The organism is Streptomyces sp. NPDC028289 (assembly GCF_055565975.1).
The window spans coordinates 29,802-42,599 of record NZ_JBVHTI010000008.1 but is presented as its reverse complement, the minus strand read 5'-3'; the positions used below and the strand labels follow the sequence as shown (position 1 = coordinate 42,599).

The 12,798-nt window shown below is 71.3% G+C and carries 9 protein-coding genes and 1 pseudogene; 1 reads left to right on the top strand and 9 read right to left on the bottom strand.

From position 1 onward, the window contains the following. Positions 1 to 126: 126 nt before the first annotated feature. Entirely contained in the window at positions 127 to 1,497 is a 1,371-nt protein-coding gene (lysA, locus tag ACZ4UV_RS36825) for a diaminopimelate decarboxylase (RefSeq protein ID WP_467843976.1), read from the bottom strand. A 47-nt stretch (positions 1,498 to 1,544) separates the two neighbouring features. Next, complete coding sequence (locus ACZ4UV_RS36820) at positions 1,545 to 1,892, bottom strand: SAV_915 family protein (RefSeq protein ID WP_467843973.1); 348 nt, start codon at positions 1,890 to 1,892, stop codon at positions 1,545 to 1,547. A 321-nt stretch (positions 1,893 to 2,213) separates the two neighbouring features. Between ACZ4UV_RS36820 and ACZ4UV_RS36815 the strand changes: the two genes are divergently transcribed. Continuing rightward, on the top strand, positions 2,214 to 2,747 hold the full coding sequence (locus ACZ4UV_RS36815) for a universal stress protein (RefSeq protein ID WP_467843970.1): 534 nt from the start codon (positions 2,214 to 2,216) through the stop codon (positions 2,745 to 2,747). Positions 2,748 to 2,765: 18 nt separating this feature from the next. On the opposite strand, the gene ACZ4UV_RS36810 is transcribed toward ACZ4UV_RS36815, so the two are convergent. The 7 genes and pseudogenes from ACZ4UV_RS36810 to ACZ4UV_RS36780 form a co-directional block, all read right to left on the bottom strand. Further along, a complete protein-coding gene (locus ACZ4UV_RS36810) occupies positions 2,766 to 5,306 on the bottom strand; it encodes a sensor histidine kinase (protein ID WP_451019992.1) in 2,541 nt (846 codons plus the stop codon). Position 5,307: 1 nt separating this feature from the next. Next, positions 5,308 to 5,991, bottom strand: a complete 684-nt coding sequence (locus ACZ4UV_RS36805) for a response regulator (protein WP_451019993.1) — start codon at positions 5,989 to 5,991, stop codon at positions 5,308 to 5,310. 8 nt (positions 5,992 to 5,999) lie between these two features. Continuing rightward, the gene (locus tag ACZ4UV_RS36800) at positions 6,000 to 6,668 is read right to left on the bottom strand and encodes a potassium-transporting ATPase subunit C (protein ID WP_467843966.1); all 669 of its coding nucleotides are present in this window, start codon (positions 6,666 to 6,668) and stop codon (positions 6,000 to 6,002) included. Between the two features lie 5 nt (positions 6,669 to 6,673). Next, a complete protein-coding gene (gene kdpB, locus ACZ4UV_RS36795) occupies positions 6,674 to 8,767 on the bottom strand; it encodes a potassium-transporting ATPase subunit KdpB (RefSeq protein ID WP_467844785.1) in 2,094 nt (697 codons plus the stop codon). A 29-nt stretch (positions 8,768 to 8,796) separates the two neighbouring features. Then, positions 8,797 to 10,461 carry a potassium-transporting ATPase subunit KdpA gene (gene kdpA / locus ACZ4UV_RS36790; protein ID WP_451019995.1) on the bottom strand — a complete coding sequence of 555 codons (1,665 nt, stop codon included), beginning with the start codon at positions 10,459 to 10,461 and terminating at the stop codon, positions 8,797 to 8,799. A gap of 7 nt (positions 10,462 to 10,468) precedes the next feature. Further along, a complete protein-coding gene (gene kdpF, locus ACZ4UV_RS36785; RefSeq protein WP_016434100.1) occupies positions 10,469 to 10,558 on the bottom strand; it encodes a K(+)-transporting ATPase subunit F in 90 nt (29 codons plus the stop codon). A gap of 298 nt (positions 10,559 to 10,856) precedes the next feature. Beyond that, positions 10,857 to 12,724 (bottom strand): annotated as a pseudogene (locus ACZ4UV_RS36780) (APC family permease). Positions 12,725 to 12,798 lie beyond the last annotated feature (74 nt).

Below are 12,798 nucleotides of genomic sequence, written 5' to 3'. Positions count from 1 at the left end.
GCGCGCCTGTGGGCGGGCCCGGGCGGGCCGGCCGGCGTGAGTGCCGTTTTCGTGCGGGGACTTGGAGCACCTCCGGGCGGGGGCCGGGCCGCCGCTCGCCCGGAGGTGGGTCGGGGAAGGGCCCGGTCAGAGCCCGACGTCCCGGCGGCGGATGTCGTCGAGGGACTCGCGCCGGACCAGCAGGCGGGCGTGGCCGTCGCGGACGGCGGTGACCGGCGGGCGGCCGACCAGGTTGTAGCCGGAGGCCATGGAGAGGTGGTAGGCGCCGGCCACCGGGACCGCGAGCAGGTCGCCGGGGCGCAGGTCGGAGGGGAGTTCGACGTCGGCGGCCAGGACGTCGCCCGCCTCGCAGTGCCGGCCGACGACGGTGACCGGGGCGGTGGGCGCGGCGCTCGCCCGGCCGATGAGCCGGGGCGCGTACCGGACGCCGTACAGGGCGGGCCGCGGGTTGTCGCTCATGCCGCCGTCGACGGCGACGAAGGTGTGGTCGCCGGTCTTCTTGACCGCGAGGACGCGGTACACGGCGATCCCGGCCGGGCCCACGATCGCCCGCCCGGGCTCGATGATCAGGCGGGGCACCGGCAGCCCGGCCGCCGCGCACGCGTCGGACAGTTCGGCGCGCACCCTGCGGGCCAGGGCGGTGAGGTCGAGGGCCGCCTCGCCGGGCCGGTAGGCGATGCCGTGGCCGCCGCCGAGGTCCAGCTCGGGCAGGACCAGTCCGTGCTGCTCGTACAGCCGGGCCATGAGCCCGACCACCCGGCGCACGGCGGCGAGGTACGGCTTGACGCTGGTGATCTGGGAGCCCAGGTGGCAGTGCAGGCCGGTGAGTCGGAGCTGTGGCTGGTCCAGTATCCGGGCGATGGCGTGCTGGGCGTAGCCGTCGATGGGGGCACCTCCCGCTCGAGCGAAGCCGAGAGTGGGGGAGGACAGCCCGAATTTCTGGTCGTCCGTTCCGGTGCGGATCTTCTCGTGGCCGCCCGCGCTGATCCCGGGCACCACGCGGACCATGACCTTCTGGTGTCCGTCGGGTCCGACGGCGGCGGCGAGCCGGGCGATCTCGGAGGGGCTGTCGATGACGATCCGTCCGACGCCCAGCCGCAGCGCGGTCTCCAGGTCGCGCGGCGACTTGGCGTTGCCGTGCAGCACGATCCGCTCCGGCGGGAACCCGGTGGTGACCGCCAGCTCCAGCTCGCCGGCCGAGCAGACGTCCAGGCCGAGCCCCTCCTCCTCGGTCCAGTGGACCATCGCCCGGCACAGGAACGCCTTGGCGGCGTAGAGGACTTCGGCGTCGGGGAAGGCGTGCCGGTAGGTGCGGCAGCGCTCGCGGACCTCGTTCTCGTCGAGGACGTACACCGGGGTACCGAAGCGGTCGGCGGCCTCGGCGAGCGGGACCCCGCCGACGGCGAGACCGCCGGGCCGGGGCTCGGTGGTGGAGGCGGGCCACACCGACAGATCGGCGGGCGTGGTGGTGACGACGGGTTCGTGCAGGGCGGTCATCGACCGCTCCCCTCTCAGACTCAGACGAATCGGGCGGTTCACGCGGCTCAGGCGGTTCGGACGGTCCGCGGGGACACGGCGGCGGGCGCGAGCGGCACCACCGGCGCGGGGGCCGGGGCCGACAGCTGCGGGTCGACCGTGACGGTGGTGACGCCGAGCGGTGCGGCCAGGGCGCGCAGCGCGGGTTCGGCGAGCCGGATCCAGGCCTGGTCGGGGCCGAGGGTGGCGGCGAGTCCGCGGGCCGAGGTGAAACCGACGGCGGTGCGCTCGCCGAGCGGGGTGCGGAAGAGCCGGGCCGCGCATCCCGTGGGTCCCGGCCGGACCGGTACGAACAGGAGTCCGGCCGGGGAGCGATCGGAAGGCTCCGGGTCGTCACCGCACAAGAGTTCTGGCATGGCATGCCTCCTGGCACAGGAAGGAGCTGGTGCCCCGGAGGCGGGGAGGCCGCCGGGGCTTGCCCAGGACGCTATGCCCGCTGCGGGCACCTCTCCGATGCCTCTTGACGGGACGCTGACGGTGATCGCGGCGACGTTGACGGGGCGCTGACGTAGCACCCGTCAGTGCCGGTGGCGGCCGTCACAGCAGCCGTCAGAGGCGCGCCAGGATGTGCCCCGGCCCCTGGCCGTCACCCGTTCGACGCAGTGTCATGGAACCGGATCGGGGTACCCGTCCGGCCCGGGAACGCTCCGGGACACCTACGGAAGAACGGTGGAGTCATGTCCGGTTACGACGCCTGCGCGCCCGTCCGGGTCGTGGTCGGCGTGAGCGGTTCGCTGGGCAGCGTCAGGGCCCTGTCCCGGGCCGCCGCGGAGGCCCGGCGCCGGGATGCGGAGCTGTGGCCGGTGCTCGTGTGGGAGCCGCCGGGCGGTGAGCTGGCCATGCGGCGCTCGCCGGCCTCGGTGCTGCTGGTCGACGAGTGGCAGCGGATGGCCCGGCAGCGGCTGCTCGACGTGCTGGAGGAGGTCTTCGGCGACGCCGGGCCCGGCACCCCGGTGAACGGACTCGTGGTGCGCGGCACCCCGGGACTGTCCCTGGTGGAGGTGGCGGACCGGGAGGACGACGTACTGGTCGTCGGTGCGGGCCGACGCGGCTGGCACCGGGCCTTCTCGGGCCGGGTGGCCCGCTACTGCCTGTCCCACGCGCACTGCCCGGTCCTGGCCGTGCCGCCTTCCCCGCTGGAGGAGGCGCTGGCCTCCGCGCACCGCCGCAACAGCTGGCATCTGCCGCTGAACTCACGGCAGTTGTCGTAGCAGCCCTACCGGCAGGCCCTATGAAGTGACAGCCGCCGGCAGGTCCGGCCGTCCCGGTCTGCGACCCGGTGCGGTCGGCAGGCTCAGCACCATGGTGAGGCCGCCGCCCGGGGTGTCCTCGGCGGTCAGCGTGCCGCCCATCGCCTCGGCGAAGCCCCGGGCCACGGCGAGGCCCAGCCCCACCCCCGCACCGCGCGGTGAGTCGCCGTACCGCTGGAACGGCTCGAAGATGCGCTCCTTGGCCTCGTCGGGGACGCCGGGGCCGCGGTCCACCACCCGCACCTCCACCCGGTCGGCCATGGAGCTGGCCTTCACCAGCACGGGGGTGTCCGCGGAGCTGTACTTGACGGCGTTCTCGACCACGTTGGCGACGACCCGCTCGAGGAGCCCCTTGTCGACGTGGACCATGGGCAGCGTCTCCGGGATGTCCAGCTCGACGCTGTCCTCGGGGACGCCGCCGAGCGCCATCGGCACCACCTCGTCCAGGTCGGCCTCGCGGACGATGGGCGTGACCGTGCCGGTCTGCAGGCGGGACATGTCGAGGAGGTTGCCGACGAGGTGGTCGAGGCGGTCGGCGCCCGCCTCTATGGCCTCCAGGAGCTCCGCCCGGTCCTGCTCGGACCACTCGACGTCGTCCGAGCGCAGCGAGGACACCGAGGCCTTTATGCCGGCCAGCGGGGTGCGCAGGTCGTGGCTGACGGCGGCCAGCAGGGCCGTACGGATGCGGTTGCCCTCCGCCAGCTCCTTCGCCTGGTCAGCCTCCTGCTGGAGCCGCTGCCGGTCGAGCACGACGGCCGCCTGCGCGGCGAACGCGGCCAGCACCCGACGGTCGGAGGCCGGCAGCACCCGCCCGGACAGGGCGAGGGTCATGTGGTCGCCGACCGGCACGTCGACGTCCGCCCGCTCCGGTGACTGGCAGGGCCGCGGTCCGACGCTGCCCGCGCAGGTCCACGGCGCCACGTCGTCCGCGCGCTCCAGGAGCGCGACCGACTCCATGCCGAAGGTCTCCCGCACCCGTTCCAGGAGCGCCTCCAGGCTGGTCTCGCCGCGCAGCACGCTGCCCGCGAGGAAGGACAGGATCTCCGACTCGGCGCGCAGCCGGGTCGCCTGCTGGGTGCGCCGGGCCGCCAGGTCCACCACCGAGGCCACCGACACCGCGACCCCGACGAAGATCGCGATGGCGACGATGTTCTTCGGGTCGGCGATGGTGAGAGTGTGGACGGGCGGGGTGAAGAACCAGTTGAGCAGCAAGGAGCCGACCACCGCCGAGGTGAGCGCCGGGAGGAGGCCGCCGAGCAGGGCCGCGGCGACCGTCAGGGCGAGGTAGAGCAGCATGTCGTTGGCGAGGCCCACTTCCGGTGCGGCGGAGGTCAGCAGCCAGGTGAGCAGCACCGGCCCGAGGACGCCGGTCAGCCAGCCCCAGATGAGCCGGGACCGGCCGAGCCGTGCCGAACGGCCCAGCGGGAGCCGCCCCTTGCCGGCCTCGTCGTGGGTGATGAGGTGCACGTCGAGGTCGGGTCCCGAGTCCCGGGCGACCGTGGCGCCGACGCCCGGCCCGAAGACGTACTGCCAGCTTCTGCGCCGGGAGACGCCGAGGACGATCTGGGTGGCGTTGACCCCGCGCGCGAAGTCGAGCAACGCGGCCGGGACGTCGTCGCCGACGACATGGTGGTAGGTGCCGCCGAGGTCCTCGACGAGGGTGCGCTGGACGGCGAGTTCCTTCGGGGAGGCGGAGTTGAGGCCGTCGCTGCGCGCTATGTAGACGGCGAGCACCTCGCCGCCCGCGCCCTTCTCGGCCAGCCGCGCCGCCCGCCGGATGAGCGTGCGTCCCTCCGGTCCGCCGGTCAGGCCGACCACGATCCGCTCCCGCGAACCCCAGATCTTCGAGACCCGGTGTTCGCTGCGGTACTCGTTCAGGTACTCGTCGACCCGGTCCGCGACCCAGAGCAGGGCGAGTTCGCGCAGGGCTGTGAGGTTGCCGGGCCGGAAGTAGTTGGAGAGGGCCGCGTCGACCTTGTCCGGCTGGTAGATGTTGCCGTGCGCCATGCGGCGGCGCAGCGCCTGCGGGGACATGTCGACCAGCTCGATCTGGTCGGCGCGCCGGACCACTTCGTCGGGCACGGTCTCCTGCTGACGTACCCCGGTGATGGACTCCACGACGTCACCGAGCGACTCCAGATGCTGGATGTTGACGGTGGAGACGACATCGATCCCGGCGGCCAGCAACTCCTCCACGTCCTGCCAGCGCTTGGCGTTGCGGGAGCCCGGGATGTTGGTGTGCGGGAGTTCGTCGACGAGGGCGACCTGGGGGTGGCGGGCGAGGACGGCGTCGACGTCCATCTCGGTGAACACCGCGCCCCGGTACTCCAGTTCGCGGCGCGGGACCTCCTCCAGGCCGTGCAGCATCACCTCGGTGCGCGGCCGGTCGTGGTGCTCGACGAACGCGACGACACAGTCCGTGCCGCGTTCGATCCGGCGGTGGGCCTCGGAGAGCATGGCGTAGGTCTTGCCCACGCCGGGAGCCGCGCCGAGGTAGATCCGAAGCCTGCCGCGTGCCATGTCATCCTTCGAAGCGGTAGCCCATGCCGGGCTCGGTGATCAGGTACCGGGGGTGCGAGGGGTCCGCCTCCAGCTTGCGGCGGAGCTGGGCCATGTAGACCCGCAGGTAGTTGGTCTTGCTGCTCTGGGTGACTCCCCACACCTCGCGCAGCAGGTGCTTCTGCGTGACGAGCCGGCCGGGGTTGGTGACCAGTATCTCCAGCAGATGCCACTCGGTGGGGGTGAGCCGGACGTCGTGACCGGCCCGCACCGCCTTCTTGGCGAGCAGGTCGATGGTGAAGTCGGCCGTCTCCACCCGGGTGGTCTCGGGGGCGAGCGGCACGTCCTCGGTGCGGCGGACCGCGGCCCGCAGCCGTGCGAGGAGTTCGTCCATGCTGAACGGCTTGGTGATGTAGTCGTCGGCGCCCGCGTCCAGCGCGGCGACCTTCTCGTCGGAGGCCTGCCGCGCGGACAGCACCAGGATCGGTACGCGGGTCCAGCCGCGCAGCGCCTTGATGACGTCGACCCCGTCCATGTCGGGCAGTTCGAGGTCGAGCATCACCACGTCCGGCTGACGCGCGGCCGCCAGCCGGAGGGCCGTGGCGCCGTCGGGCGCCGCGTCCACTCCGTACTGGCGTGCCTGCATGTTGATCACGAGTGCCCGTACGAGCTGGGGGTCGTCTTCCACGACCAGCACTCGGGTCATCGGTTCCCTCAACTGCCCTTGGTCAGTTCCTTCAGCGCGATGTTGAGTTCGAGGACGTTCACCCGGGGCTCACCGATGAAGCCGAGCGTGCGGCCCGTGGTGTGGTCCTTGACCAGCTTCTCCACCTGGGTGACGGAGAGGCCGTTCTTCTCGGCGACCCGGTGGACCTGGAGCTCGGCGTAGGCCGGGGAGATGTCCGGGTCCAGGCCGGAGCCCGAGGAGGTGACGGCGTCGGCCGGTACCTGGGCGGGCGTGACGGTGTAGCCGGGCACCGAGTTGTCCTTGACGACGGCGGCCTTGGCGTCCTTCACCTGCTGGATCAGCACCTTGTTGTCGGCGGCGAGGTTGGTCGCACCCGAAAGGATCAACTTGTACTGGGTGTTGATGCTGTTGCTGCCGAGGCCGTTGGCCGGGCGGCCCTGGAACCACCGCAGGGCGGCGTCCGGGGTCTCCTGGCCCTTCTTCAGCGGCAGGTTGTACGACTGCCCGATCAGGGACGAGCCGACGACCTTGCCGTCCGACCTGATCTCGGAGCCGTTCGCCTTGTCGTGGAACGCGGCCTGGGCGATGCCGGTGACCACCAGCGGGTAGATGACACCCGTCACCAGGGTCAGCACCAGGAGGGCCCGCAGGCCCGCCCAGAGCAACCGGGCGGTGTTCGTAACGGAGTTGTTCATGGCCTTCAGCCGATTCCGGGGATGAGGGAGATGAGCAGGTCGATGATCTTGATGCCGATGAAGGGCGCGATCAGGCCGCCGAGCCCGTAGATCCCGAGGTTGCGGCGGAGCATCCTGTCCGCGCTCACCGGCCGGTACTGGACGCCCTTCAGGGAGAGCGGCACCAGGGCGATGATGATCAGCGCGTTGAAGACGACCGCTGAGAGGATCGCGGAGCTGGGCGAGGACAGGTGCATGATGTTGAGCTTGTCCAGGCCCGGGTAGACCACGGCGAACATGGCCGGGATGATCGCGAAGTACTTCGCGACGTCGTTGGCGATGGAGAACGTGGTCAGCGCACCGCGCGTGATCAGCAGCTGCTTGCCGATCTCGACGATCTCGATGAGCTTGGTCGGGTTGGAATCGAGGTCGACCATGTTGCCGGCCTCCTTGGCGGCCGACGTACCGGTGTTCATCGCCACGCCGACGTCGGCCTGCGCGAGCGCCGGCGCGTCGTTCGTGCCGTCACCGGTCATCGCGACCAGCTTGCCGCCGGCCTGCTCCCGCTTGATGAGGGCCATCTTGTCCTCGGGGGTGGCCTCGGCGAGGAAGTCGTCGACGCCCGCCTCCTCGGCGATGGCGCGAGCGGTCAGCGGGTTGTCACCCGTGATCATGACGGTCTTGATGCCCATGCGGCGCAGTTCCTCGAACCGCTCGCGCATGCCCTCCTTGACGACGTCCTTGAGGTGGATGACGCCCAGGACCCGGGCGCCCCCGGCGTCGTCGACCGCGACGAGCAGCGGGGTGCCGCCGGACTCGGAGATGGTGTCGGCGAGGGTGTCCGCGTCCTCGGCGACGGTGCCGCCCTGCTCGCGGACCCAGGCGATGACCGAACCGGCCGCGCCCTTGCGGATCTTCCGGCCGTCCACGTCCACACCCGACATGCGGGTCTGGGCGGTGAAGGCGATCCACTCGGCGTGCGCCAGCTCGCCCTGGTGCCGCTCGCGCAGCCCGTACTTCTCCTTCGCCAGGACGACGATGGAGCGGCCCTCGGGGGTCTCGTCGGCCAGCGACGACAGCTGGGCCGCGTCGGCGACCTCGGCCTCGGTGACCCCGCCCACCGGCACGAACTCGGAGGCCTGGCGGTTGCCGAGCGTGATGGTGCCGGTCTTGTCGAGCAGCAGGGTGGAGACGTCACCGGCGGCCTCGACCGCGCGGCCGGACATGGCGAGCACGTTGCGCTGCACCAGGCGGTCCATGCCGGCGATGCCGATCGCGGAGAGCAGCGCGCCGATGGTGGTCGGGATCAGACAGACCAGCAGGGCGACCAGCACGACCATCGTCAGGTGGGTGCCCGCGTAGTCCGCGAACGGCGGCAGGGTGGCGACGGCCAGCAGGAAGACGATGGTCAGCGAGGCGAGCAGGATGTTCAGCGCGATCTCGTTCGGCGTCTTCTGCCGGGCCGCGCCCTCGACGAGGCTGATCATCCGGTCGATGAAGGTCTCGCCCGGCTTCGTCGTGATCTTGATGACGATCCGGTCGGACAGCACCTTCGTACCGCCGGTCACCGCGCTGCGGTCGCCGCCGGACTCGCGGATGACCGGGGCCGACTCGCCGGTGATCGCCGACTCGTCGACGGAGGCGACGCCCTCGATGACGTCACCGTCACCGGGGATGATGTCGCCGGCCTCGCAGACGACCAGGTCGCCGATCCTCAGCTCGGTGCCGGGCACCTGCTCCTCGGTGGAGCCGGTCAGCCGCCGGGCGACGGTGTCGGTCTTGGCCTTGCGCAGGGTGTCGGCCTGGGCCTTGCCGCGGCCCTCGGCGACCGCCTCCGCGAGGTTGGCGAAGATCACGGTCAGCCACAGCCAGGCGCTGATGGTCCAGCCGAACCAGTCGCCCGGGTCCTTGAAGGAGAAGACGGTGGTCAGGATCGAGCCCACCCACACCACGAACATCACGGGCGACTTGACCATCACCCGCGGGTCGAGCTTGCGGCAGGCCTCGGGGAGGGACCTGATCAGCTGCTTGGGGTCGAACAGGCCCGCGCCGACACGTCCTTCGGCGGGCTTGTGCCCGGTGGGCGCGTCCTGGTGGGGCGCGAGGGTGGGAGTGGACATGGTGTCCTCGTGGGCTTCCGTTCGGGTGGTCACGACGCCAGCCCCTCGGCCAGCGGACCCAGCGCCAGGGCCGGGAAGTAGGTCAGACCGGTGATGATCAGGATCGCGCCGACGAGCAGGCCGGTGAAGAGCGGCTTCTCGGTGCGCAGGGTGCCGGCCGTGGCCGGGACGGGCTTCTGCTCGGCGAGCGAGCCGGCCAGGGCCAGCACGAACACCATCGGCAGGAAGCGGCCGAACAGCATCGCGAGTCCGGTCATGGTGTTGTACCAGTCGGTGTTCGCGTTCAGGCCGGCGAAGGCCGAGCCGTTGTTGTTGGCCGCCGAGGTGAAGGCGTACAGCACCTCGGAGAACCCGTGCGCACCCGGGTTGAGCATGGAGTGCGGCGGGGTCGGCAGGGCCATGGAGGCCGCGGTGAAGACGAGCGCGAGCGCCGGGGTGATCAGGATGTAGATCGCCGACAGCTTGATCTCGCGGGCGCCGATCTTCTTGCCCAGGTACTCGGGCGTACGGCCGACCATCAGACCGGCGATGAACACCGCGATGACCGCCATGATCAGGATGCCGTAGAGGCCGGAGCCGGTGCCGCCGGGCGCGATCTCGCCCAGCATCATGCTGAGCATGGTGATGCCGCCACCGAGGCCGGTGAAGGAGGAGTGGAAGGAGTCCACCGCACCGGTCGAGGTGAGCGTGGTCGACACCGCGAAGATCGACGAGGAGCCGACCCCGAAGCGGACCTCCTTGCCCTCCGTCGCGCCGCCCGCGATCTGCAGCGCGCCCTCGTGGTGGGCGAACTCGGTCCACATCATCAGGGCGACGAAGCCCAGCCAGATGGTGAACATCGTGGCGAGGATCGCGTAACCCTGCTTCACCGAACCGACCATCACACCGAAGGTGCGGGTCAGCGCGAACGGGATGATCAGGATCAGGAAGATCTCGAAGAGGTTGGTGAAGGGCGTCGGGTTCTCGAAGGGGTGGGCGGAGTTGGCGTTGAAGTAGCCGCCACCGTTCGTGCCCAGCTCCTTGATGGCCTCCTGCGAGGCGACGGCCCCGCCGTTCCACTGCTGCGAACCGCCCATGAACTGGCCGACTTCATGAATGCCGGAGAAGTTCTGGATGGCACCGCAGGCGACCAGGACGACCGCCGCCAGAGCGGCGAACGGCACCAGGATGCGGATGACGCCCCGCACCAGGTCGGCCCAGAAGTTGCCGATCTCACCGGTGCGCGAGCGCGCGAACCCGCGCACCAGCGCCACGGCGACGGCGATGCCGACGGCGGCGGAGACGAAGTTCTGCACGGCCAGACCGGCGGTCTGCACGACGTGGCCCATGGTCTGCTCGCCGTAGTACGACTGCCAGTTCGTGTTGGTCACGAAGGAGACGGCCGTGTTGAACGACTGTGCCGGGTTGACCGAGGAGAAGCCGAGCGAGCCGGGGAGGATGCCCTGCAGCCGCTGCAGCAGGTAGAGGAAGAGGACGCCGACCAGGGAGAAGGCGAGGACCCCGCGCAGATAGGCGGGCCAGCGCATCTCGGTGTCGGGGTTGGCGCCGATGCCCTTGTAGATCCACTTCTCGACCCGCCAGTGCTGGTCGGAGGTGTAGACCTTGGCCATGTAGTTGCCGAAGGGGAGGTAGCAGAGCGCCAGCGCGCCTATGAGCGCGACGAGCTGGAGCACGGCGGCGGTTACGGGACCCATGGGTGTCTCAGAACCTCTCCGGGAAGATCAGGGCGAGGACGAGATAGCCCAGCAGGGCGACGGCCACGACGAGGCCGACGATGTTCTCGGCGGTCACAGCTTGGTCACCCCCTTGGCGACGAGGGCCACCAGCGCGAAACCCGCGAGCACGGTGACGACGAAGGCCAGATCGGCCATCGTGAACTCCTGGATGAGGTTCGGGACGGACTTGGACTGTTAGAGGAAAGCGCCTTTCCAGTCGGATTCAGCCGCCGTTGACGGGTCCCTTACGGCGGTGTTCACGCCTTTGACGGGACTCTTACGCGGCCCCGGCGGACCCGCGACCGGAGGCCGCCGTTCGGCGGCGGAAACCCTGCTGAACTGGGGAAACGTCGGCCTCAGGCGCATCGGGCCGGTCAGGACAGGCGGAACCGGAGCCGGCAGATCACCGCGTCGGTCTCCTTGCGCACGGCATGGGCGACGACGGCACCGCGCTGGTTCTGGAGCAGTCTCCCCCACGCTCCGCGCGGGGGACCCCAGCCAGAGCCGCTCCGGTTCGGTCTCCGGGATCAGCACGGTCACCCGGGTGGCCGGCTCGGCCGCGGTCACCTCACGGACGTAGGCGGCGACGGGACGGCCCAGGGTGCGCCGCTCGCAGCTCAGCCGGACCAGTGGCACCCCGGGGTCCCACTCCGCCCATGCGCGCTCCAGGGCGTGCAGCTGGGCCCGGTCCTCGGGGTCGGGGTGGCAGACGGTGACGGCCCGCACCTCGTCGCCCAGGGAGGCGGCCGCCGACAGCGCCTGGGAGGTGAGCCGGGACAGCGACGACACCGGCACGATCACGACCGACCGCTCCCGGTGCGGCGGCTCCGGGACCCGCCCGAGCCCGAGCCGCTCCCCGATCCGCCCGTAGGCACGGTGCACGGCGACGAAGGCGGCGACGAGCAGCGGCAGCACGACCACGACCAGCCAGGCGCCCTCGGTGAACCTGCTCGCTGTCACCACGACGGTCGCGACGCCGGTCAGGACCGCCCCGAACCCGTTGAGCAGCGCCTTCCCCCGCCAGCCGGTCCCCCGCTCCAGCAGCCAGTGCTTCACCATCCCCACCTGGGCGACGGTGAAGCCGACGAAGACCCCGATGGCGAACATCGGCACCAGCGTGTTGGTGTCGCCGCCGGAGAACACCAGCAGCGCGGCCGAGACCACGGCCAGGGCGAGCACACCGTGCCGGTGCACCTGCCGGTCGGCCTTCAGCGCGAAGACGTGCGGCAGGTAGTTGTCCCGGGCGAGCAGTTTCAGCAGCACCGGCAGCCCGCCGAAGCTGGTGTTCGCGGACAGCGCCAGCAGGATCATCGTGGCGAACTGGACGACGTAGAAGCACCCGTTGTGGCCGAGGGAGGCGTCGGCGAGCTGGGCCAGGACGGTCACGCCCGCGACCGGCTGCAGATGGAACCGGGAGATCAGCACCGAGAGCCCGATCAGCATCGCGCCCAGCACCGCCCCCAGAGCCACCTCGGCGTGCTGGGCCCGCCTGACGCGGGGCACCCGGAAGGAGGGCACGGCGTTGGCGATCGCCTCGACGCCGGTGAGGGCGGCACAGCCGGAGGCGAAGGCTTTCAGCAGGAGCAGGGCGCCCACGCCGGAGGCGTTGTCGGCGAGCACGGAGGCATGACCGGCGGCGGTGACCGTGCTGGCCGGCGAGGACCGGAAGAGCCCCACCACGATCAGCACGAAGATCGACCCGACGAACACCACCGTCGGCACGATGAACGCCTTCGCCGACTCCGCGATCCCCCGCAGGTTCACCCCGGTGACCAGCACCAGCACGGCCGGGCACAGCACCAGCCGGTGCGGGTACAGCGCCGGGAAGGCGGAGGTGAGGGCGGCGACCCCGGCGGTGACGGCGACGGCGACGTTCAGCACGTAGTCGAGGACCAGGGAGGCGGCGGCGACCAGGCTGGCCCGCACCCCGAGGTGGGTCCGGGCCACGGCGTAGGAGCCGCCGCCGTCCGGGAAGGCCGCGATGACCTGCCGGTACGAGGCGACGAGCACCGCCAGCAGGGCCGCGATGGCGAGCGTGACGGGCAGCGTGCAGCCGAGCCCGTGCGCGCCGGCGGCCGGCCAGCACCAGCACGATGGCCTCCGGCCCGTACGCCACCGACGCCATCGCGTCCAGCGACAGCGCGGCGAGGCCGGTCACCGCGGTGAGGCGATGCCGTTCCCCGGTATCGGGCGGCTCCTCACCGGCGGGCACGGCCCCCGGTTCGACGGTCAGTACGGACATGGGAGGGTGCTCCTTGACGAACGGGACATACGTCTCGCGCACGGAGTACCGCGCGCGATCCGACCAGGTTCTGT

Bases quoted from the DNA above. Each gene is read 5' to 3' on its own strand.
- ACZ4UV_RS36820 (WP_467843973.1), bottom strand. From the start codon at position 1,892: ATGCCAGAACTCTTGTGCGGTGACGACCCGGAGCCTTCCGATCGCTCC.
- lysA (WP_467843976.1), bottom strand. From the start codon at position 1,497: ATGACCGCCCTGCACGAACCCGTCGTCACCACCACGCCCGCCGATCTG.
- kdpA (WP_451019995.1), bottom strand. From the start codon at position 10,461: ATGGGTCCCGTAACCGCCGCCGTGCTCCAGCTCGTCGCGCTCATAGGC.
- ACZ4UV_RS36810 (WP_451019992.1), bottom strand. From the start codon at position 5,306: ATGGCACGCGGCAGGCTTCGGATCTACCTCGGCGCGGCTCCCGGCGTG.
- ACZ4UV_RS36800 (WP_467843966.1), bottom strand. From the start codon at position 6,668: ATGAACAACTCCGTTACGAACACCGCCCGGTTGCTCTGGGCGGGCCTG.
- ACZ4UV_RS36815 (WP_467843970.1), top strand. From the start codon at position 2,214: ATGTCCGGTTACGACGCCTGCGCGCCCGTCCGGGTCGTGGTCGGCGTG.
- ACZ4UV_RS36805 (WP_451019993.1), bottom strand. From the start codon at position 5,991: ATGACCCGAGTGCTGGTCGTGGAAGACGACCCCCAGCTCGTACGGGCA.
- kdpB (WP_467844785.1), bottom strand. From the start codon at position 8,767: ATGTCCACTCCCACCCTCGCGCCCCACCAGGACGCGCCCACCGGGCAC.